Source organism: Mammaliicoccus fleurettii (assembly GCF_002018435.1).
GTDB lineage: Bacteria > Bacillota > Bacilli > Staphylococcales > Staphylococcaceae > Mammaliicoccus > Mammaliicoccus fleurettii.
In genome coordinates this window covers 48713-72133 of the sequence record NZ_MWJM01000012.1, presented here as the reverse complement: position 1 = coordinate 72133, position 23421 = coordinate 48713, and the positions used below count along the sequence as shown (strand labels likewise).

Sequence of the window (23421 nt, the reverse complement as noted above, 5' to 3'; positions counted from 1 at the left end):
TCAAGTTGCTTTCGGTGAAGACGAACATGGACAAAAATGGGTATTGAGAATACCAAGACGTGCAGATGTATATAAGCGTACCCATTCTGAAAAACAAATTGTAGACTTTCTACAAGAACATGTATCATTTGAAGTACCAAAATGGAAAGTACATGAAGAAGACCTTATCGCATATCCAATACTTCAAGGCATACCCGTAGCAACAATTGATCCTGAAATACAGAATTATGTATGGGAAATTGAGCACAAACCCATTCCCGATAATTTTGTAAACACATTAGCTGAAATACTTGTTGATTTACATGGTATACCAGAAAATATAATAACTAATAAACACATCTCTACAAAAACTATACACGAAATAAAAAGAGACTTTCAAAATAGAATGCATAAAGTCAAAGAGACGTATGGTGTATCAAGTGAAATTTGGAACAGGTGGCAAAGATGGATAGACAATGACGAACTCTGGCCAGAACATGCAACAATGATACATGGTGATTTACACCCAGGACATATAATGGTAGATAGCGAAGCAAACGTAACAGGACTGATAGACTGGACAGAAGCAACCCATTCTGATCCATCAATGGATTTCATGGGACATCATCGCGTATTCGGTGAAGAAGGTTTAGAACAACTCATAACTGCTTATAAAAAAGCAGGAGGAAACACATGGCCAAGAATGAAAGAGCATGTCATAGAACTCAATGCAGTCTTCCCACTATTTATCGCAGAATTTGCAATAGAGTCCGGAGAAGCGGCTTATGAAAGTATTGCAAAGAAAGAATTAGGTGTGGAAGAATAAAGGTAAAAAAAGAAAGCCTATCGGTTGTGATAGGCTTTCTTTTTATTTAATTAAACTATTGTTTAATAACATTTGATTTAAAATCATTAATTGTTCAGGTACAGTGTTTCTTGATACATCTGGATGACTTTTAATATGCTCATCTATTTTATTGATTTTCCTCAAATTATCTCCTTCAATTTTATTAATCTTATCAAAATTGAACGGGACATTTTCTGAACCAATTATATATTTTTCAGATTTACTCTTATTATATAAATTGTTATTTACTTGGTCAGTTATATCTTCTATTCTAATATCCTTTAAGAAATGTTCATCCTTAATATTATACTCACCTAAACTTAATATAGGATCTACTGCTAAACACTGCAAGTCCATTTTAGAGCCATAATATAATGAACCTGTTCCACCTTTTGAAGCACCATAAAGTACAATATCTTCATCATTTAAACTTAATTCATTTTTAACTCTGTTTATAGCTTCAACAATATCTGACTCCATATTCGAATAATTAATAGTATTAATATAATGAGAACCATGAGAACAATTCAAATCCATTATTCTCATAGTATAAACATTTTTAACTAAACTTCGTTCAATTGTGTTAAAGAAAGTAGGAAACATTCTATCTGTCATTAAATAGTGATCGTATTTTTCTGCACTTGGCATACAAGTAAATATAACTAGTAGTTTATTTTTATTTTGACTATTATTTTTCTTTTTTTCTTTAGGTTCATCAAGTGTATAAAAAACATCTCCTTGTTTATACAAGTCTTGACGTTTCCATAATTCGTTTATAAATTCTCTTTTATATAAACGTGAGATTCCATTAGAATGATAATATAAAATATAGTCATTCTTCAGTAATTCTTTATATAAATTGTATATGTCTTTATCTCTTCTAGCCCGTTGTATTAAATTTTTATCAGATTGTAAAACAACCTCTACAACTTTAGTATTTAAAAGTTCATAAGATTCATTTAAATATATTCTTTGGATAGTTCTATTCTCACCAGAAAGACTAATATGCTCATTTTTTCTACTCGAAATCATTTTAACTAATTTATTTAAGAATGTATTATAGAATTTAGGCTCATAATGTAAATAATATGGTCCCCATAAATGATTTTTATCTAAATAGAAATCATTATCGGTCATATCTAGAACCGAAACCTTAAAATTGTTTATCACAAAATCATCTAAATGATTCCAAATTTTATTCATTTTTTCAAATTCTTGTGTAGCTATTCCCGTTTCTTTTCTGAGACTCGTTAAGGTTGTTCCATCTTCAAACTTATCTGAAAATCTTGCTTTAACCAATATAACTTCGCAGTTAGGTATCTCTCTTTTTATAAAATCAAAGAAAATTTCTAAATATTTTTCCCATACTTCAATATATTCATCATAATTTTCCAACAAGTTTAGTCTAGTTGCATCTTTTAATTCTGGTATATTTTTAAAGTTTGGATTATTAGTTATATATTCATTTTCATTAATTTTTAATAATCCAAATTTCACATCTGGATCCAAATCAAATATAAGATAGTCAGGTTGTTCATTTTTTAGTTTTTGTAAAAACTCTTTTGAAAATTCTTTATGCAATAAAGATTGAACATAAGAATTTTTTTCTACAAATTCTTTACTTACATTTAACTCTAATTGATTAGACATCAAACTAGGAATAGCAGTTTGATTTTGATGATCTATTATTTGTAAAAAATTTTTATAGTTAGGATTAAACTTAGTATTAAAATTATCTCGCGTAACGCACGAACCGATAGTTGCTATTTTAACAGACATTTTCTTCCCTTTCTTTCACTTATATTAACTAAATATTAATTATTCAGTTATAGTAGATATTTATTTTTCATCAAAAACAGTATCTAAAATCATTTTTGTAGATTCTTTACTATCGTAAGTTAATAATCTATTTGTCATCTTAGAGTAATTCATATATTCAAAATTAGTTAATTGTTGTGCTAGTCTTCTTTCATCCATATTAGCTATTGGGAAGCTACCTAATTCAAATATGTCAAAATAGAAACCAACTTTTTCGTTATAACTTTGTGTGTCTTCTTGAATTAATATAATTGGCTTGTTTAAATGTGCATAATCAAATATTGTAGATGAATAATCAGTAAGCATTGAATCTGATATTAAATATAATTCTTGTATATCAACAAATTCATTAAAGAAACAATGAATTCTTTTGTCTAAATTACTATATTTCCCTCTTAAGTGAGCTTCATTTGGATGTAGTTTAACAATAATTTCATATTCATCTGGTAAAAATCCTAATAATTTTTTCAGATTTATTGAAGATAGATTTTGTCTTTTTTCTTTTCTCCAAGTTGGACAGAATAAAATATATTTTTTATTTTTAACATTAGTAAAGAAGTATTTAGACATAATTCGTCTTTTTTCATCTTCATTATCATTCAATAAATATTCATTTCTTGGTGCCCCATATTCAAGAATTTTTAAATTACTATTATTTTTAGTCAGAAAAGCTGATTTAAATAACATTGTATTAACTAATGAAGAGGATAATAGATAGTCCCATTTTTGCATTCTTGGAAGAAAAGCATTAACTTGGTCATTTCTTTCTTTAACATCAGTTAAATCATTGACCATTCTCTTAAGAGGGAGTCCGTGCCAAGTTTGAATAAACACTTGATCATCATGTTTATACACTTTATCGAGTGTATTGCCATTTACAAATACATATTTACATTCTCTAAATATTTTAGAATAAGCTGTACTTCCAAATCTTATTGGAGTTACATCACAATTTCTTATTTCGATATCAACTAGAGAGTTTCTTGAACTAACAAAAACTTGTTTTTCTGGAAAATGTTCTCGTATATATAAGGCAATATATTTAGGATCACCACTGAAATTATTACCGTGGAAAGATTCAATAAATACTTTATTTGAAGATGGTACTATTTGGTTAAACATATCCATTTCATTTTTAACTTTTTTACTTAAATATTTGTTTTTTGCATAACCAAAAATTTTATCGTTTTGCATTATTTTATTCAGTACTGGTTTTTCTTTTAGCTTTTCATAGAGGTCCCTAAATTTATCTAGATTCTCATTTTTATTTTGATTTTTATTCTTAATTATTTTGTTATTAATAATTTTTTCTTTAGAATTATTTATACAATCTGTAGCGTTGTTTAAGAAGTCATCTGCATAATTACGATCTAAAAATTCCGCTTTTAATTTTTCAACATCTTCTACTCTATCTTTTTTAGTGTATTTTTCATTTATAAAATTAATTAAATTATTACAATCGATTTCAATATTTTTTTGCATAAACTTAATAGATCTAAAACTATTGTATATGTCATTTAAAACATCGTCTTTACCTGTGTAAATGAAAGCTTTATTACCTTCAGCAATCGATTCTAAAATTGAATATCCTAATGTTTCATATGGTGATGATGATACATAAATATATGTTAATGGTTCTTTCTTATTTATATGTACATTATTTTTTAATCCATAATACTTCACTAAATTATTGTATAATACTTCCGACGGTCCATAACCTTTAATATAAAGATTTATATCTTCATATCCTTTTACATTAACTATGCAATTCATTAATTTAATTACATAAGAAATATCCTTTATTTCATCTTCAAATCTAGCTTTAATCAGTAAATTACGTTTAGTATTTTTAGGTTCCAAACTTAGATTAATATGTGAAGCTTCCACGTATTGATTAAATACATAATTGACATCATATTTTTCTATAAAATCTTCTTTAATTTTGGCAGTACTTACTCTAAATGCATCTATAGCATCTGTAGCTAAATCTGCTTCATCAGAAATATAAGCTAATGGTCCATGTATTTCACCAATAATTTGAACTTTTTTATCAACTTGTTTAACATCCCTAGCAATATAGAAAAATGTTTCTCTCGTTAATATTAATTTGTCACAATCCCCTAATTCTTTTGCATCTATATATTTTTGGAACTCAAGATTATCATCTAATAAACCTTCATTAATCATAGTATTAAATAAATCACTTTGGTTATAATCTTTGAAATTATAATAAGTTACTTTATATCCAGATTTAACAAATGCTTTAATTAAATTAATATTACTTCTTGAAGTACCTCCCTTAGCAAAAAGGTTAAAACCTAATATTTTTACGTGCAATTTATACCCCTCCAATTAATAATTATAGAGATGAAAATGATATGTATATTTAACTACTCGGTTCCCGTATTATTTTTCAACCATACTGACTCTTCATAAGCATATACAGCTTCTTGATAATTATTACTTCTCGGTATGATTTCTTTATCAATTGCTTCATTATAAGCATTCATCTTAATCTGTTCATCTTTCTCGCTATATATAATTTCAGATAAATCTTTTTGAGTTTTAATATCTAATCCTTTTTCTTCTTTGTTCTGTTTTTTCTCTTGTTTCTTAGATGCTTGTTCTGTTTTTTCTTGTTTTGAATCTTTTTTATCTTCTTGCTTAGAATCAGTTGTTATCATGAAATAAGCAGAGAATATTGTAAGACAAAAAACTATAAATACAAGTATTATATTTTTCAAGGATTTACCTCTCCCTATTTTTTAATCAATATTCTTATTAAACTATATTTCTTTACTTTTGTAAAATTTATTTTTACAATTTTAATTAAAAATTTACATTACTCGAAAATGAAAACAATTACATTATTACCATCAGTTATTCCCAATATGTTTTATTTTCATACTAATTACAAACAATATAAATACGCTAATAAAAATTAACAGAAAGAGTTATTCAAAAAAATTTATATGGGTTCTGAATTTATCAATTTGAATAGTTTTACGAAAAAATTAAAAAACCCTCTATATTTATAGAGAGTTTAATGTGGTTCTTAATATTTGATTCTAACAATTTTATAATTTGCTGTTATTTACTAATATTACTTATTTAATGTTCGAACATAAGTTTCCGCTTCGCTAATAAATTTATCATTATAGTTTACTTCATCTATATCCTTTGAATATGCTAAGTTTCCATATAATTTATTGAAGATTGATACTTTGCCAAATAATTTTAATAAACTGTTTGGTAATTTAATACTCATGCTTTTTTTATTTTGTAGTTCTCTCATTTTAAAAATTGCATGATTCGTATTTAAGTAATCATTATTTTGAGGGTGTAATATGCCTGAACCTTCATTCTCAATAAGTTCATTAATATAAATCTCAAGATTTTCAATATATATACTACTTCTTTGATTATCAATTCGAGGATATAGAGGTAAAATATTAGATAGTTTAATTAACTTACTAAAATTACCTGGTGCTGATTCGCCATAAATCATTGGTGGTCTTAAAACAGCTACCTTAAATTCATTTGATTGAATTTCACGTAACATTTCTTCTGCACGTAGTTTTGATATTCCATATGAAGTTGTTGGTTTAGTTAAAGTGTTATTATTTATAATAACTTCTTTCCCTACTTCGCCATCAAGTCCAAATACTGACATTGTACTAAAGAATATAAACTGATTTACGCCTTCGGTTTTAGCTTTTTCAGCTATTTCTCTAGTTAAATGGTAATTTACATTAATATAATCTACCATAGTAGCATTTGGGTTATTATTATGTACAATTGCGGCTAAATGTATAACGACGTTATATTTACTAAAATCTAATGCTTTCCATTGATTTCCTCTAACATTAATTTGATCAACAACATGACCTTGTGCTTTTAAATAACCATTTAAACGATTTCCAACATATCCATTCTTACCAGTGATTAAAATTGTTTTTCCCATTAATGTTTCACACCTTCGGATGTTATCGTGTTTCTAATCGTTTTGTATATAATAAACATATCTAAAATGAAAGTTTGGTTTTCAACATAATATTTATCATATTGAACTTTTTGATCATCTGTAATATCATCTCTACCCATTACTTGTGCTAAGCCTGTTAGTCCAGGTTTTACTGTATGTATATTTTCATTCGTTCTTTTAGCAATCAAATCATATTGATTATATAAAGCTGGTCTTGGACCAACTACAGACATATCGCCTTTAATAATATTAAATAACTGAGGCAATTCATCGATTGAAGTTCTTCTAATAAAACGTCCTGATTTAGTAATGTACATATTTGCATTAATTTTATCAGTTGCTACATCTGGTGTTTCAACTTTCATAGATCTAAATTTATAAATATTAAAGATTTCATTATTTATACCAGGTCGTTTTTGTTTAAAAACGATTGGACCTTTAGATTCTAGTTTAATAGCTATAGATGTAACGATTAATATTGGTGAAAAAATAAACACTGCATATAAAGAACTGCATATATCAAATAACTTTTTCATAATTCTCCACCTTTATTTCAGTAAATTATAATACTTTTCTGTACTTAATTCTCTTGTATAATTTTCTTTGTAAATTTTATATGCATTACTGCCCATTTGTTCAAAGTCTTTAAGACTATTATTTTCCACAAAGTTTATAATCGATTGAGAATCTTGATTATTGACATGAAGACCTGCATTATAAGATTTTATTTGTTTAACAATATCTGTTTCTTTATCCATAATTGCGATAAGTGGCTTTCCAGCAGCTAAATATCCATAATTTTTACTTGGTACTCCTAGACCAATACCCTCGGGTACAAGTGAAGCAATGCAACAATCTGCAATATTAAGTACATCAGAATAATCTGTTCCAGTAAGAAAATCATAAACAAAAGCATTCTCTATATTATTATTTTTAATAAAATTATCTACTATTTCTTTCTTCTTACCATGTCCACATAAAACAGTAGCTACTTCTTTGTTGTCTTTAACACCATTAAGAAATTGCATTATCGTTTCCATATCTTGAAGCTGTCCCATATTTCCACTATATAAAAGTATTTTATTATACTTACTTTTAATATCTTTAAAAGCATCATTATATACTGTGTCTTTACTTAATGTTTTTTCATCATACCAATTAGGTATAACATGAATATTATTTTTATTATTAGAAATTTTATTCTCTAATATATAATTTTTCATTTCAGTACCTAAGACAATAACTTGCTCTGCATTTTTATAAACATGTTTATTAATATATTTCATTATCTTATCAATCATACTACCTGGTTTAGTAGCCCTTGTTTTAATTGCATTATCTGGTGCTATATCATACGCAACAAATGAATATTTCTTCTTAAATATTCTGTGTATCAAATCAGGTATAAAAGGTAGAATTGGAGGATTAGAATAAACTAAAATATGATCGTATTTCAACATTCTTGGCATATTAATTAAGAACATTGCAAATAGCGAGAAAAAGTTTATTAGTCTACCAATTTTTGACTTATTATTAAATTGAGCATATTTCAACCTTCTAATATTTATTCCATTATACTTTTCTTTTTTTAATGTTTTATGTGATTGGGAATATTCATATGGCCAACCACACATAACATCTATTTTTATACCTTTATCTACTAAATCTTCAGCCATTTGTGTTGGTAACGTTGCTGATGAAACATATTCAGGATAAAAATACTGACAAAGGATTAATATCTTCTTGGTTTTCATATTTTAAACCTCTTTTGTACTATAAATGTTATTGAAATTGTAATATTTAATTTCTTCTGTATTTTCAACAATATTTTTAGTATCAAACACAATATTTTGCTTCATTGTGCCATTCACATAGTTAGCTAAATCTTTATACTCATTATGATCAGTTAGAACTAATGCTAAATCACTATTTTCAAGTGCTTTTGTGATATCATTTTCAACCCAGTCAAGTTGTACATGGCTATCTTGTGCAACAACTTCATATTTAGATTTCAATTTTAATTCATGATAAATATCTAATGCTGGAGATTCTCTTATATCATCTATATTCCCTTTATAAGTTAAACCAAGAACTGTTAATTTTTTACCTTGAATGGATTCCATAATACTATTCACTTTTTCAATTACATATTTAGGCATACTATTATTAATTCTACGTGCATTTGCAATTATTTCTGAATTCTCAGGGTCACTTGCGACAATGAAATATGGATCAACAGCTAAACAATGACCACCAACACCTGGGCCAGGTAAATGAATATTTACACGAGGGTGTTCATTTGCTAATTTAATGACATCTAACGCATTAATATTTAAATTATCACTAATTTTAACTAATTCATTCGCTAAAGCGATATTCACATCTCTGTATGTGTTTTCCATTAACTTAGACATCTCTGCAGTACTCGCTTTTGTTTCAAGTAATTTCCCTTGAACTAATCGCTTATATAATTCTATAGTTTTTTGAATACATGCTTCAGTAATACCACCAATAATTCTATTATTATGAATCATTTCATGAATAATTTTTCCAGGTAAAACTCTTTCAGGACAATGAGCAAGATAAATATCTTCACCAACAGTAAAACCAAATGATTCAATCATAGGTTGTACAATATCTTCCATTGTTCTAGGACCAATAGTTGACTCAACAATTATCGTATCACCTTTTTTAATAACATTTTTAAGTTTCATAACTGCATCTTTTAAATATGAAACATCACAACTATTATCCTCTAAATGAGGTGTCGGAACAGCAACAATATAATAATCAGAATGTTCTAATTCAGTTGCAGCTTTGAAATTTTTAGAATCAATTGTTTGTACTAATAATTCTTGTAGACCGTTTTCTTCAATATGTAATTCTTTGTTATTCAATTTTTCTACTACAGATTTATTTACATCAATACCCGTAACTTCTAAACCTTTTGATGCGAATAATAACGCTGTAGGTAAACCAATATACCCCAAGCCTATAACTGATAATTTCATTTGATTACTCCTTATATTTTAATTTTATATTTTGAAAAATGTAATATTAACAATAAAGGTAAAAACAAATATAAAGCCTCTTGAATATTAGTAGCCGTGTCTCCTCTAATTGAACCCATAATTATTTGTATCATTACTATAACTATCATTATTAAATTAATACTATTTCGTCCATCTGGATGATTAATTAAATGTTGACTGTAATTATCTGCAATACCACATATTACTCCGAAAATAACACTAACAAGAATAACTCCAACAATACCAAAATAAACATATGACTCACCCACTAGTCCTGGAGGAATAGACATTCCTTTATCAAAAGGTAAATTCATTTTATGAACTAATGCCTCAGAAAGTGCCTCAGGTTTATCTGGCCAAATGCTTCTTGGTATAAATATAAAGAAAGGTTTAAATAAAGTTAAAAAAGTTACTCTAATATCTTCTGTAAGGATAATTGCCGCTAATGAATAAGAATAAGTCACATCGGTTCCTATCGCTAAATAATTCAAATATTGATCATAATCCCCTTTTATTATTCCAATAAAATTGATGATTCCTTCTTTTATTCCCAATGTTCTAATACTCATTAGTAAAGGTAATCCAATAAAAATGGATATTATACTTAAAATACTAATTTTTGTTATGCTTGGTTGAATTCTTTTTTTATAGATAAAAAGTATAATTGCAGCTATAGTTGGATATATCAAAATTCGTCTGCCAAATATAAAAAGTACTGCAAAAATTATCGCAAATAATAATATTATTAAATTCTTTATAGTTTGATGTTTATTATTTGAGTATAGGAGACTTAAATAAGATGTAAAAAGTAGACCCAATAGTATCGAAGCTTGCATCATTTTAATCCATGAATTTAATTCTAAAGTTGAACTAGTACCTGTAGTCACTACTTCAATGCCTAGTATAATAATTAGCAAAACAGATAAAACACAATATAAGAAATTAGCCCTTTTTAAAGTACCGTATTCAATTTTTTTAACCTTAGTATTGCTAAACCGTATTTTTCTTAATTGAAATGGTAGGTTACTTATAATAAAAACTATTAAACAAATTAAATATATTAAATTAAGTTTGTGATATGCAATGTCCCTTATAATATATCCGTATGAAAATTTTCTATCTATAAAAACTGGCAGTAATAGGCTAATAGAAAACATTACAATCCAAAATAAACTTATAAACCTAAAGTTATATTTGAATAAAAAATAGATATATGTTGCTGATATTAAAACAAATAGGAAAATAGTCATTTATTCATCTCCTAATTTTTTATTAATTGATATATAAATTAATAAATGTTTTAGTAAAGAAGACAAAACAAGCGCAATAGAAAATCCGATTATTCCAAAGTAATTCATCAATATTACACTTAATAATGTTAGTATAATCAGGCTTATTATATTTATACCTAGGTTCAAGTTAAATTTACTCTTAGCAATAATCTTCATTTGTAAAATTGCTGTAGTTGATAATAATATAACGCCAAGGTTTGATAGATATATTATGCCTTGAACATTTTCAAGATAATCAGGATATAGATTTTTTATGATTATATATGATACAAATGTAATGATAATGGATAATATTATTGATAATAGAATGATTAAAGAGAAGAATTTTAAAATATTTTTCTTGGGTAGAGAAGCTTTATTATCTACTTCATAACTTAATAACACTGTAACCATAGGATTTATAATTAAATTCGATAATTTCCCTACAATAGTAGAGATGAAAAATAATGGTACATATTTTGCTCCTAAAACTACTCCAATCAAAATTCTATCTGAATAATTTAATAGGTTTAAAATAATATTAGATCCTAGTAGTGAGCTAAAGTCTCTCATTTTTTCTTTATGTAGAAATTGAATTTTAAATTCCTTGAAATATTTCAAACTATATAAAATCATAAAAATAATTATTATTGCTTCAGATACAGATAATACTAGATATATATTTACTAGATTATAAGAAAGTAATAAAGAACCTATACCTAAGATTTCTGCACCTAAAATATTTATACACAGTATTTCTAAATATTTAAATTCTAATCTTAAATATACAAAAATATAACTTCTCACTAGTAATCCAGTTCCCCATAAATTTATAAGAATAATGTCACCTTTATCAATTTTCCATAGCAAAAGAAACGTCGTTGTAATCACAATATTTCCAATTACCAACATTATTAAAGTACTTAAATATTTATACTCTTTAATATTTTTATCATCTTTGTTAATTAACCTTATATTATTCAATGTATTCCCAAGTATTACTGCTAATATATTTACTAACGTTATTATTAATAAAAATTCACCAAAATCTTCACTTGTATTATTTCTCGAATAGATTGGGATAAGTATTAATTGCATTACTATTATAGGAATAACGGTCGCTAAAATATTAACTGTTATATCTTTTGTTTTTTTCATAATCTCCACTTTTCTTTAATACTTATTAACAGATTAAGATTTATATATTTCTATTAATTTCTTGCTTTCTTTTTGCCATGTTAATACTTCTGAAGCTTTAATTGCATTCTCTTTAAGTTCTTTATATAATTCTGGATTTTCTTTTAATTTAATAATTGCTTCGGCTATTTTTTTAGGTGTAACTTCATCTAATATAACTCCAAATTGATACTTACCATTTAGATAAATATGTTCTTTCACAGGAGATAAAATCACAGGCAATCCAGCATGTAAGCATTCAAAAATTTTGTTAGATACCGTATATTCAAAGTTAATAGAAGTTGGTTTAGTTAGTACAACACCTACGTCACTAGTGCTCATAGATTTCACTAATTGACTCATTTCAACAGGGTCTTCTACATATACATTATTAATTTTTTCTTTAATTTTAGAACTTTTAAGTTCTTCTTCTAAATGGCCAAAACCTCTAATAATTAATTTTATATTTTCATCATTTATAAACTTCCCTGCTTTTAAAAACTCTTCATATCCTCTATTAGATACTAATTGTCCTTGGTATATAACTTCGAAATTATTATTTTTAATATCTTTTAGAACAATATCTTCTTTAATTGGCGCATTTGTTATTACTATCGGGTCTTTTTTATAACCTTGAGAAAGATAATAACCTTTAGCAGCGTTGCTTACAGTTATAAATGCATGTATGTTTTTAGTGAATTTCTTTTCTAACTTTTGAACAATTTTTGATAACATTGGTTTGCTATCAACAAACATATTTTTTGAATATATTTCGTGAGCATCGAATACTACTTTCGCTTTTTTATATCCACTAATTTTTACCATAAATAATACATCGAAATCATTTGCATGAATAATATCTGGTTTATACTTATAAATTGTTCTGATTACACAGTAACCAAATGTAGATCTTCTAAATATTTTCTGTATTATATTTTCATTTTCACTTGTCTTACCAAATAACTTGAAATTATATTTATATTTTTCTATTCTTTCTTTTGTAGCTAATTCATTATTTTTTCCAATTGCTAAATAATCTTTAGTTAAACTACTTATTGTATCTAACTGCTTTGTTACTCTAGGATCTGTAACAACATTACTTGAAACGATATTTAATATTCTCATTATTTCCCCCAAGTATTTCTATTAATAATTTCCGTATAACTTTGTATAATCTTCACTACTTTTTGAGAAACATTTGTATCTTTATAATCAATCGCATCAATCATTGGTTCATTATTGTTTTGCATTGCTCTTGCGAGTTCCACGGATTGAACTAAGTTATCATATTTAATTCCACCAACAATTACTGAACCTTTATCTAATACTTCTGGTCGCTCTGTAGATGTTCTAATTAGAACGCCTGGGAACTTAAGCATGGATGATTCTTCTGACAATGTTCCACTATCTGAAAGGACAACGAATGCGTTCTTTTGTAATGCATTGTAGTCAAAGAAACCAAATGGTTTCAGTTGTTTCACTAAAGGATGAAACTCAAATGATCTTTCTTCGATTTTTTTCCAGCTTCTAGGGTGTGTTGAATAAATTACTGGTAATTGGTATTTTTCTGCTATTTCATTAATGGCGTTCATTAATGAATTAAAGTTATCTTCTATATCAATATTTTCTTCTCTGTGTGCTGAAACTAAGAAGTATTTGTTTGGTTCAAGATTTAGTGTTGTTAGTACATTACTTGTATTAATTTTATCTTCATATTGTTCTAAAACTTCTCGCATCGGTGAACCTGTTACGAAGATGTTCTCTTTTTTGAATCCTTCATCTAATAGGTATCTTCTACTATGTTCTGTATATGGTAGATTTACGTCACTAACGTGATCGACTATTTTTCTATTAATTTCTTCAGGTACATTTTGATCGAAACAACGGTTACCTGCTTCCATATGAAATACAGGTATTTTTAATCTTTTCGCCGATACTGCTGCCAAACAACTATTAGTATCTCCTAATATAAGAAGTGCATCAGGTTGTTCTTTAGTTAATACTTCATATGATTTAGCTATAATATTACCCATTGTTTCACCTAAATCTTTGCCTACGGCTTCTAAAAAGTGATTAGGTTCTCTTAATTCTAATTCTTCGAAAAACACTTGATTAAGAGTGTAATCATAGTTCTGTCCTGTATGTACTAATATTTGATTAAAATATTTATCACAAGCTTTGATAGTAGCTGATAATCTAATAATTTCTGGTCTTGTACCTACGATTGTCATTAATTTTAATTTATTCATTTTTAAACCTCCAGGAAATATGTGTCTGGATTTTCTGAATCAAACATCTCATTAAGCCACATTATAGTTACCATATTTTCAGTACCTAAGTTTTCAATATTATGTGTATATCCTACTGGTATATCAACTACTTCCAAGTTGTCACCTGAAACATGATATTCAATGACTTCATCTGAATCCGGTAATCTAAATCTAATAACGCCCTCCCCAGAAACTACTAGGAATTTTTCATTTTTAGTATGATGCCAATGATTACCTTTAACTATGCCTGGTTTTGAAACATTGACCGATACTTGTCCTCTGTCTGGTGTTTTTATGAATTCAGTAAAAGAACCTCTTTCATCAACATTCATTTTAAGAGGATAACTAAATTCATTTTTAGGTAAATAACTTAAATAAGTACTATATAAAGCTTTTTCAAATGAATCATCTAATTTAGGTAAGAATCTCTTTTCTCTAGAATCTTTGAATGAAATAATTAAGTCACTGATTTCTCCTAAACTCTTTTTATAAACATTAGGTACTTCAACTTTGTTATCAACAATTGTAGGTTTATCTTCAATTGCTCTTTTTATTTCCGCGATAACATCATCAATATAATTTAGTGATAACATGATTTCTCTATCATTCACTTTTATTTCTTTACCACAAGCAATATTATTACAGAATGTAGCAATAACAGAATTGTAATTAGGTTTACACCATTTACCAAATAAATTTGGGAATTGATAAATATAAACTTTGTTACCGTATGTTTTTGAGAAATTATTTAGTAAACTTTCAGCTTCATTTTTACTTTTACCATACAAATTATCTGCATTTGCCTGAATAGAAGATGACAAAATAATAGAAGGTTTATTAGGATTATTTTTAACTATATCTAACATTTCTTGTAAGAGTGATACGTTACCTTCATAAAATTCACTTTCATGTTCTGGTCTATTTACACCTGCTAAATGTACAATACAGTCTGCTTTAGTTAAATATTCATTTCTATCTTCAATAGAAGTATCTCTTGATATTTCGAGAATTTGATAATCAGTCGTTTGCTTTAAATCAAATTTTAAATTTTTTCCTACAAAGCCATTTGAACCGGTAATTACGATTGATTTCATATAAACCTCCTATTTAAGCTTTATTTTTATAACTATTTAGTTCATTTTTTACAAATTCTAATGACAATAATTTTTCTTTTATTTCTTCTACTGATAGTTGGTATGTGTTATCTGAGTTATATTCATACGCTTCAGTTATTTCTTTACTACCATCTTCCACATAATTACTATAATTTAAGTCTCTAGAATCCGCTGGAACTCTATAATAGTCACCCATATCTTCTGCTTGTGCATATTCTTCTCTTGTAAGAAGCGTTTCAGCTTGTTTTTCACCGTGTCTAGTACCTATAATTTTAATTTCATTTTTTGCTTCAAAAAGTTCTAATAATGCTTGAGCTAAATCTCCCACTGTAGAAGCAGGTGATTTTTGAACCATAATATCTCCAGTTTCTGCATGTTTAAATGCATGTATAACTAATTCAACTGCTTCTTCTAAGCTCATTAAATATCTCGTCATATTTGGATCTGTAACTGTTAATGGCTCCTTATTTTTAATTTTTTCAATAAATAATGGAATAACAGAGCCCCTTGAAGCCATAACGTTCCCATATCTTGTTCCACAAATTAATGTTTGATCTTTATCAACATTTCTTGATTTGGCAACAAATACTTTTTCCATCATAGCTTTAGAAATACCCATAGCATTTATTGGATAAGCAGCTTTATCAGTAGAAAGGCATATTACTTTCTTTACATTTGATCTTATCGCAGATTGTACAACATTTTCAGTACCCAATATATTTGTCTTAACAGCTTCTATAGGGAAAAACTCACATGAAGGAACTTGTTTTAATGCAGCTGCATGAAAGACAAAGTCAACACCTCTCATAGCACTTTCTACACTCAATAGGTCACGTACATCACCAATATAAAATTTTAATTTATCATTATTATATTTTTTTCTTATATCATCTTGTTTTTTCTCATCTCTTGAAAACACTCTTATTTCTTTTATGTTTGTGTGTAGGAATCTTTTCATTACTGCATTACCAAACGAACCTGTGCCACCTGTAATTAATATTGTTTTACCTTTAAACATATCCTCACCTATTACTTTTGTATTGTTTTATCATGATTACTATCGATATTATTATTGGTATAGTTTATAATTTTTTCTTTAGTGTAACTGTTAAGTAAATCTGAAATAATTGATTCAACTTCTTCTTTATCAATATCTTTAACTTTTCCTCGATAAATCTTTTCGTATACTTGCTCTGGATGTATTTCATCTTTATTCAACAATTCTTCAAATAATTTTTCACCTGGTCTAATACCACTAAATTCAATACCTATGTCTTCTTCTTTATAACCACTTAGTCTGATAAGGTTTTTAGCTAAATCTACAATTTTAACGGGTTTACCCATATCTAGCACAAATACTTCTCCACCTGTTGCTAAGGCTCCAGCTTGTAATACTAGTCTTGATGCTTCTGGTATTGTCATGAAGTATCTTGTCATTTCCGGATGCGTAACGGTTACTGGTCCACCAGCCTCGATTTGTTTTTTGAAAAGTGGTATTACAGAACCTCTTGACCCAAGTACGTTTCCAAATCTGACTGCCACAAAGTCAGTCTTCCTTGTTTCATTGTTTATACTTTGTATGACCATTTCTGCTACTCGTTTAGAAGCTCCCATAACGTTAGGAGGATTTACTGCTTTATCTGTAGAAACCATTACAAATTTACTAACTTCTGCTAGTTTCGCAGCTTCAGCTGTATTTTTTGTCCCTAAAATATTATTCTTGATTGCTTCTTGTGGATTAAATTCCATTAATGGTACGTGTTTATGTGCTGCTGCATGATAAACAACATATGGTTTATAATCTTGCATTATTTTTTCCATACGCTCTTTATCTTGCACGTCTGCAATAATGGGTACTACTTCGATTTGTTCTTTATATATTCTATTAAGTTCTTGATGTATGTGATATATGCTATTCTCACCGTGCCCAAGTAGTATGATTTTCTCTGGTTTGAACTTACAAACTTGTCTGCATATTTCAGAACCGATTGACCCACCTGCTCCAGTTACAAGTATTGTTTTTTCTGTTAATTCTTTTGAAATAGATGCCATATCGAGTTCTACTGGATCTCTTCCTAGTAAGTCTTCGACTTCTACTTTTTTTAATTGATTAACTTCTATTTCACCTGACATGACATTTTCTATGTTAGGCATTTTAAACACTTCGACTCTTGCGCCTTCACACAATCTATTTATTTCTCTTAATCTGTTTTGCGAAAGGGTTGGAATGGCAATAATAATTTTTTTAATATTAAATTTCTTAACTAAATCTGGTATATCTGAAATGTAACCTTGTATCTTTACACCGGATGTTATAGACAACTTTTGTTTATTTGGATCATCATCTACGACAAGCACTGGTTCCATTCCCATATAAGGTGTATTTATCATTTGGCGAATAAGTAAAGAACCACCTCGGCCACCACCTACTATAAGTGTTGGTATCTTCTTATCTTCATTACTTATGAAGGATTTTCTAAATATTCTCCATGACAATCTTGAGCCACCTATTAACAGTAAGTGCATCATCCAAGTTATAAAATATAATCTTAAAAATGGTGGTTGTTGTGTAACTATTGAGACAATTATCCCCGTAGTTATGATTGATCCTGTAACTGCTTTAACAATTAAGATTAATTCACTTACACTCGCATATTCCCATGCTCTATGATATAAATCGAAGACTTGAGCGAATAAATGATGAGATATAAGCAATATAAATGATGATAAAATTAACGTTTTAATGGAGTAGCCTTCAAAGTATGGCTCTAAGATGTAATATCCTAAAAACAGTGAAAAAGTAACAATTAGTGAGTCTATAACTAATAGCATCATGAGTCTTTGCTTAATTGATATATATTCCAATTCTCATTCCCCTATTTCCTATTTAAAATAGACCAAAAATTTTGCTTTTCTTAAATTCAATTGGTCGTCCCTTTACTACATCTTTATTCTGTATCATTGCTTCATTATTATTTAATAAGCCTTTTATATTAGGCTCCATTTTTTTCAATTTTGGTGTGTTGAACAATTCACCCAGACCGAACGGTCTATTCTTTGGATGATGTGCATCTGAAGCAACAAAATGTATTAAGTTATGTTCTATCATTTGAATAGATAATTTCTGTATATTTTTTCCTAACTCACCTGTCAAAGATGAAGCTGTTATTTGGCTTAATGCCCCATTACTTATTAATTCATAAAGCAAATTAATATCTTGAACAATTGCATTATTACGTTCTGGATGAGCAATGATAGGTATAAAACCTTTAGTTTGAATTTCATAAAGTAGATTCTTGGTGTAATGTGGTACAGCATTAGAAGGTAACTCTATTAGAAGATATTTAGAATAATTAATTCCTTGGATTTGATGTTGATCTATATCCTCTAATACTTTGTCCGTTATTCTTACTTCTTGACCAGGATATAACTGAATATTAAAGTCTTTAATTTGTTGATTACTTGTTAGATCTTTAATTGCATTATCGACATCACTAAATATGTTGTTATACTTCGGATGTAGATGGTGAGGTGTAACAACAATACCTGTGATACCTTGTTCTTTAGCTTGTGTTAATAAATCAAATGTTTCTTCTAATGATTGAGGGCCATCATCCATACCAACTAATAAATGATTATGAATATCTATCATTATTCATCTTCCCCATAATAATAGTAAGAACTTGATGATTTATCTAAAGGCGCTTTATTTAAAACAGCACCAAGAATTTTTGTTCCTGACTTCTCTAACAATTCTTTGCCTTTCTTAACTGATTCTTTATTATTACTTTCAACATCTATTATGAAGATTGCATTTTTAGTTAATTCGCCAAATAATTGAGCATCTGTCACTGTATTAACAGGCGGTGTATCTACAAGAATGAAATCATATTGTTGTTTAAGTTCTTCAAATATATCCATCATATTTGTTGAACCAATTAACTCAGATGGGTTTGGTGGAATCGGGCCTGAAGTTAAGACGTCTAAATTAGTAACTTCAGTATTATGTACTGCATCTTTAAATGTACTCTTGTTTATAATTAAATTAGACAGACCTGTAATATTGTTTTGATTAAAAATGTAATGTTGGGTTGGCTTTCTCATATCTCCATCAATTAATAATGTTTTAAATCCAGCTTGTGCATATGTTATTGCAATATTTGCTGATACAGTTGATTTACCTGAAGAAGGTTTATCCGATGTCACTAACAATGTTTGCACCTCATCATCTGCAGACGAAAATAAAATGTTCGATCTAATCCCTCTGAATTTCTCACTGACAACTGATTTAGGTTTCTTATGAGTTATTAAAGTCGTTATTTCTTTATCTATTTTCTTTTGCATAGCCATACTATTAAACCTCCTTTATTGATCAAATCTTTGTATAGTTCCTAGTACTGGTATATTTAATTGTTCTTCAACATCTTGTTCTGTCTTTATTCTCTTATCTAATATTTCTTTCAAGAAAATGATAGTTAGTGCGACAGCTAAACCTAAAAATAAACCGACCACTAGATTTATTAGCGGTTTAGGCGATACTTTACTTCCATTATTATCTGCTTTAGAAAGTATAGAAACGTTATCAACATTCATTATGTCTTTAACTTCTTTACTAAAAACGTTTGCTATTTCATTAGCTACCTTACCCGCATTTTCACGACTTTCATTTTCAACAGTAATATTTAATATTTTTGATTCTGCTTGATTGCTTACTGTTAGCATTCCAGAAAGCTCATTGCTAGAATATTTGTCATTTAAATTTTCAGATACTTTGTCTAATATTCTTGGACTTTTTAAAATTTCGGAGTATGTATTAACGAGTTGTAGATCTGTTTGTACTTGTTGAGCTATCATTTGGTTGTCTATTTTTTTTTGATTAACAAGCACTTGTGTAGACGTTGAATATTTCGGTGTCATAAATACGAATGTAATCACCATACTCAAAACTAGAAAAATGATTGGTAAAAAAATTAAATACTTTATGTTTTTCTTTAAAATTCCAAATAGTTTGCTTAAGTCAATAGTCTCTTCCATAAAATCCTCCACTCTTATATTTAATACAATTTAATTATACATCATTCACTTGTAGTTACAATTGTATTTTATAAATATTCTAGATTTATTATCTATAATTATATACTACTTAAATGAGTTTCATTTATATTTAATCATAATCTTCTTTTAAATAAAATTATTCTGATATTAATTTGAATATTTCCATAGGTTTAATAATATATCTTTAAGTTACTTTATACATTAAAAAGTACATTTATTGACATCAAATATAAATAAAAAGCCTTATTGAGTAAAACACTCAATAAGGCTTTTGCTAAAGTTATTATTAATTTCTTTTATTTGTATTAAATTTTATTTAAACACTATTCTCTTCTACCCCAACTCATACTTCTCTTTAAACTCATCTATTACTTCTCCTAAATCGTCTACATCTAAAGAAAAATACAGTTTCATTTTAGGTTCTGTTCCTGATGGTCTTACTGCTATAAATCCTTCTTTAAAGATAAATTTAATAAGATCTGTTTGTGGTAAGTGGATAGTTTCTTTATTACCGCTTCTTACACTATATGATTCTTGTGTTATATAGTTCTCTATAATCAATGGTGTTAAGTTTGATAGTTCTATTGTATTTAATTGTTTGAAGTTGCTCATGATTTGATTGATCTTTGTTCTTCCTGCTGCGCCTTCAAATGTTGGTGATAGTGTCTTATCTTTATATTGTCCGTGTTCTTGATATATATTTTCTAATATATCTTTAAATGTTTTACCTTCTTGTGCAAGTTGTTCTTTATACTTTATGAGTAATGCTGCTACTTGTATTGCATCTTTATCTCTTGAGATATCATCTACTATATATCCGTGGCTTTCTTCATATGCTAAGACAAGTTGTGAGGGATTATTTTCTAAGTTCATCAACTGTTCTGATATGTATTTAAAGCCTGTTAGGACATTTATTACGCCTATGTCTAATGATTTCGCTAATTTCTCACTTAATGCACTTGTTACGACTGATTTGATGATGTATTTCTGTTTATCATCTGATAGTTCTTCGTTTCTTAATTTCATAAGCAACAAGCCTATTTCATTTCCATTGAAATATTTCGTTGTGCCATCTTCGTATCTTTCTACAATTCCGATTCTATCTGCATCTGGATCTGTTGCGATTATCAACTGAGCGTCTTCTTGTTCTGCTAATGCTTTTCCTAATTCAAAAGTGTCTTCCACTTCAGGGTTCGCTATTTTCACAGTTGGGAAATCGCCATTTGGCGCTGATTGTGCTTGTTCTACGATATAATTAGTGTATGATAAATCATTTAATATTTCGGATAATAAAGGTAAACTTGTACCGTGCAAGCTTGTTAGAACAGTCTTTGTTGATGTTGTTGAAAAGTCACCGACTAATTCTTTAATCGCTGCTTTATATGCTATTGTTGTTGCTTCATTTAATGGCATCACGACTTGTTCTTCTTGTAATGCTTTTAAGTCTGTCGTCTTAATATTCAAAGGATCTTTTACTTTATCTATATAATGACTAAGTTCTTTCGATGGTTCTGTTAATAATTGGCCACCGTCTGAGCCATAAACTTTAATGCCGTTATAGTTTTTAGGATTATGACTTGCTGTAATCATAATGCCTGCAGTTGTGTTTAAATGTCTGACTGCAAATGATAATTCTGGTGTTGATTTATATGTTTCTGGCAATATAACATGTACGCCATTTGTGCCTAATACTTTCGCTATCTCAATCGCAAATTCTTTAGATAAATGTCTCGTATCAAAGTGGATGACTACTTTAGGTTGTTCTGTTTTATTTTTTAAATATTTGGCTAACCCTAAAGCAACCTTTTGTATAGTAAATTTATTTAAACGACCTGGACCGATACCAAAAGTATTTCTAATACCTGCTGTTCCAAAGGATAATACATCTGAAAATCCTTCTTCAATTTCTTCATCTGATTGGAGTTTATAAAAGTGTTCTACTAAGCTTTCAGAAACTTTCTCTTCCCATTGTGATTTCAAAGTTCTATCCCCTTTATCTAAATATCTAGTGATTGAATGTAACGTTGAATTTCATCACACATTTCTTCATCTTTCAAAGCATATTCTATCGTTGTCTTAACAAATCCAATTTTTTCACCAACATCATAGCGCTTGCCTTCAAAGTCATACGCATAAACTTTATCGTCTTTATTTAAACGCTCTATAGCGTCTGTTAATTGAATTTCTCCACCACTACCTTCAGTTTGTGTTTCTAAATAGTCGAAGATTTTAGGTGAAAGTACATATCTACCCATAATTGCAAGGTTAGATGGTGCTGTTCCTTGCGCAGGCTTTTCTACAAACCTTTCTACTTCATATAAGCGTTCGTCTTGAGATTTCGGTTCGATTATACCGTATCGATGTGTTTCTGATTCAGGTACAGTTTGAACACCAATAACTGATTTACCTGTTTCTTCATATTGATCCATTAATTGTTTAATCGCAGGATTATCAGATTCAACAATATCATCTCCTAAAAGAACCGCAAACGGTTCATTACCGATAAATTGTTTAGCTGTATGAATTGCATGACCTAATCCCTTTTGTTCCTTTTGTCTCACATAGAAAATATTCGCCAAATTTGTTGAATACTGAACTTTATCAAGTAACTCAAGTTTACCCTTTTCGAACAATGTTGTTTCTAGTTCTTTTTGAATATCAAAGTGATCTTCAATCGCACGTTTATGTTTACCTGTGACAATAATAATATCCTCAATACCAGCTCTAGATGCCTCTTCTACAATATATTGAATTGTAGGTTTATCTAATATTGGTAACATCTCTTTAGGCATCGCTTTCGTAGCAGGTAAAAATCTCGTCCCTAAACCTGCTGCTGGTATGATTGCTTTTTTTATTTTATTCATAGTACTCCC

Annotated in this window: 20 protein-coding genes; 1 reads left to right on the top strand and 19 read right to left on the bottom strand. The window is 28.2% G+C overall.

The features are described from left to right. Positions 1–805, top strand: an 805-nt coding sequence (locus B2G86_RS10070) for a macrolide 2'-phosphotransferase (protein ID WP_078357974.1), incomplete at its 5' end; no start/stop codon positions are given. A 42-nt stretch (positions 806–847) separates the two neighbouring features. On the opposite strand, the gene B2G86_RS13070 is transcribed toward B2G86_RS10070, so the two are convergent. The 19 genes from B2G86_RS13070 to galU form a co-directional block, all read right to left on the bottom strand. After that, on the bottom strand, positions 848–2605 hold the full coding sequence (locus B2G86_RS13070; RefSeq protein ID WP_088369004.1) for an accessory Sec system protein Asp2: 1758 nt from the start codon (positions 2603–2605) through the stop codon (positions 848–850). Positions 2606–2665: 60 nt separating this feature from the next. Continuing rightward, the gene (locus tag B2G86_RS10060) at positions 2666–4981 is read right to left on the bottom strand and encodes a CDP-glycerol glycerophosphotransferase family protein (RefSeq protein WP_078357973.1); all 2316 of its coding nucleotides are present in this window, start codon (positions 4979–4981) and stop codon (positions 2666–2668) included. Positions 4982–5034: 53 nt separating this feature from the next. Next, positions 5035–5388 carry a hypothetical protein gene (locus B2G86_RS10055; protein WP_078357972.1) on the bottom strand — a complete coding sequence of 118 codons (354 nt, stop codon included), beginning with the start codon at positions 5386–5388 and terminating at the stop codon, positions 5035–5037. Between the two features lie 359 nt (positions 5389–5747). After that, positions 5748–6608: an NAD-dependent epimerase/dehydratase family protein gene (locus tag B2G86_RS10050; protein ID WP_078357971.1), complete on the bottom strand. Its 861-nt coding sequence runs from the start codon at positions 6606–6608 to the stop codon at positions 5748–5750. After that, complete coding sequence (locus B2G86_RS10045; protein ID WP_078357970.1) at positions 6608–7165, bottom strand: sugar transferase; 558 nt, start codon at positions 7163–7165, stop codon at positions 6608–6610. The genes B2G86_RS10050 and B2G86_RS10045 overlap by 1 nt, the downstream gene beginning before the upstream one ends. Positions 7166–7177: 12 nt before the next feature. Then, complete coding sequence (locus B2G86_RS10040) at positions 7178–8383, bottom strand: glycosyltransferase family 4 protein (protein WP_078357969.1); 1206 nt, start codon at positions 8381–8383, stop codon at positions 7178–7180. A 3-nt stretch (positions 8384–8386) separates the two neighbouring features. After that, positions 8387–9640 carry a nucleotide sugar dehydrogenase gene (locus B2G86_RS10035; protein WP_078357968.1) on the bottom strand — a complete coding sequence of 418 codons (1254 nt, stop codon included), beginning with the start codon at positions 9638–9640 and terminating at the stop codon, positions 8387–8389. 11 nt (positions 9641–9651) lie between these two features. Continuing rightward, positions 9652–10911 carry an O-antigen polymerase gene (locus B2G86_RS10030; protein WP_078357967.1) on the bottom strand — a complete coding sequence of 420 codons (1260 nt, stop codon included), beginning with the start codon at positions 10909–10911 and terminating at the stop codon, positions 9652–9654. Then, complete coding sequence (locus B2G86_RS10025; protein ID WP_078357966.1) at positions 10912–12090, bottom strand: lipopolysaccharide biosynthesis protein; 1179 nt, start codon at positions 12088–12090, stop codon at positions 10912–10914. Between the two features lie 33 nt (positions 12091–12123). Next, positions 12124–13233, bottom strand: a complete 1110-nt coding sequence (locus B2G86_RS10020) for a glycosyltransferase (protein ID WP_078357965.1) — start codon at positions 13231–13233, stop codon at positions 12124–12126. Further along, positions 13233–14357, bottom strand: a complete 1125-nt coding sequence (gene wecB, locus B2G86_RS10015; protein ID WP_078357964.1) for a non-hydrolyzing UDP-N-acetylglucosamine 2-epimerase — start codon at positions 14355–14357, stop codon at positions 13233–13235. The genes B2G86_RS10020 and wecB overlap by 1 nt, the downstream gene beginning before the upstream one ends. A 2-nt stretch (positions 14358–14359) precedes the next feature. After that, complete coding sequence (locus B2G86_RS10010) at positions 14360–15472, bottom strand: polysaccharide biosynthesis C-terminal domain-containing protein (RefSeq protein ID WP_078357963.1); 1113 nt, start codon at positions 15470–15472, stop codon at positions 14360–14362. A 13-nt stretch (positions 15473–15485) separates the two neighbouring features. Next, positions 15486–16511, bottom strand: a complete 1026-nt coding sequence (locus tag B2G86_RS10005; protein ID WP_078357962.1) for a nucleoside-diphosphate sugar epimerase/dehydratase — start codon at positions 16509–16511, stop codon at positions 15486–15488. 11 nt (positions 16512–16522) lie between these two features. Then, positions 16523–18358: a polysaccharide biosynthesis protein gene (locus tag B2G86_RS10000; protein WP_078357961.1), complete on the bottom strand. Its 1836-nt coding sequence runs from the start codon at positions 18356–18358 to the stop codon at positions 16523–16525. A 22-nt stretch (positions 18359–18380) separates the two neighbouring features. Beyond that, on the bottom strand, positions 18381–19145 hold the full coding sequence (locus tag B2G86_RS09995) for a tyrosine-protein phosphatase (protein WP_078357960.1): 765 nt from the start codon (positions 19143–19145) through the stop codon (positions 18381–18383). Next, entirely contained in the window at positions 19145–19837 is a 693-nt protein-coding gene (locus B2G86_RS09990) for a polysaccharide biosynthesis tyrosine autokinase (protein ID WP_078357975.1), read from the bottom strand. Before B2G86_RS09990 ends, B2G86_RS09995 begins: the two co-directional genes overlap by 1 nt. Positions 19838–19858: 21 nt before the next feature. After that, positions 19859–20527, bottom strand: a complete 669-nt coding sequence (locus B2G86_RS09985; protein ID WP_078357959.1) for a Wzz/FepE/Etk N-terminal domain-containing protein — start codon at positions 20525–20527, stop codon at positions 19859–19861. Positions 20528–20881: 354 nt separating this feature from the next. Next, a complete protein-coding gene (locus B2G86_RS09980; protein ID WP_078357958.1) occupies positions 20882–22528 on the bottom strand; it encodes a phospho-sugar mutase in 1647 nt (548 codons plus the stop codon). Positions 22529–22545: 17 nt separating this feature from the next. Continuing rightward, the gene (gene galU, locus B2G86_RS09975; RefSeq protein ID WP_078357957.1) at positions 22546–23412 is read right to left on the bottom strand and encodes a UTP--glucose-1-phosphate uridylyltransferase GalU; all 867 of its coding nucleotides are present in this window, start codon (positions 23410–23412) and stop codon (positions 22546–22548) included. Positions 23413–23421: the final 9 nt, after the last annotated feature.

Coding starts and splice junctions, on each gene's coding strand:
- B2G86_RS13070 (WP_088369004.1), bottom strand. CDS start 2,605: ATGTCTGTTAAAATAGCAACTATCGGTTCGTGCGTTACGCGAGATAAT.
- B2G86_RS10050 (WP_078357971.1), bottom strand. CDS start 6,608: ATGGGAAAAACAATTTTAATCACTGGTAAGAATGGATATGTTGGAAAT.
- B2G86_RS10045 (WP_078357970.1), bottom strand. CDS start 7,165: ATGAAAAAGTTATTTGATATATGCAGTTCTTTATATGCAGTGTTTATT.
- B2G86_RS10040 (WP_078357969.1), bottom strand. CDS start 8,383: ATGAAAACCAAGAAGATATTAATCCTTTGTCAGTATTTTTATCCTGAA.
- B2G86_RS10035 (WP_078357968.1), bottom strand. CDS start 9,640: ATGAAATTATCAGTTATAGGCTTGGGGTATATTGGTTTACCTACAGCG.
- B2G86_RS10030 (WP_078357967.1), bottom strand. CDS start 10,911: ATGACTATTTTCCTATTTGTTTTAATATCAGCAACATATATCTATTTT.
- B2G86_RS10025 (WP_078357966.1), bottom strand. CDS start 12,090: ATGAAAAAAACAAAAGATATAACAGTTAATATTTTAGCGACCGTTATT.
- B2G86_RS10020 (WP_078357965.1), bottom strand. CDS start 13,233: ATGAGAATATTAAATATCGTTTCAAGTAATGTTGTTACAGATCCTAGA.
- wecB (WP_078357964.1), bottom strand. CDS start 14,357: ATGAATAAATTAAAATTAATGACAATCGTAGGTACAAGACCAGAAATT.
- B2G86_RS10010 (WP_078357963.1), bottom strand. CDS start 15,472: ATGAAATCAATCGTAATTACCGGTTCAAATGGCTTTGTAGGAAAAAAT.
- B2G86_RS10005 (WP_078357962.1), bottom strand. CDS start 16,511: ATGTTTAAAGGTAAAACAATATTAATTACAGGTGGCACAGGTTCGTTT.
- B2G86_RS09995 (WP_078357960.1), bottom strand. CDS start 19,145: ATGATAGATATTCATAATCATTTATTAGTTGGTATGGATGATGGCCCT.
- B2G86_RS09990 (WP_078357975.1), bottom strand. CDS start 19,837: ATGCAAAAGAAAATAGATAAAGAAATAACGACTTTAATAACTCATAAG.
- B2G86_RS09985 (WP_078357959.1), bottom strand. CDS start 20,527: ATGGAAGAGACTATTGACTTAAGCAAACTATTTGGAATTTTAAAGAAA.
- galU (WP_078357957.1), bottom strand. CDS start 23,412: ATGAATAAAATAAAAAAAGCAATCATACCAGCAGCAGGTTTAGGGACG.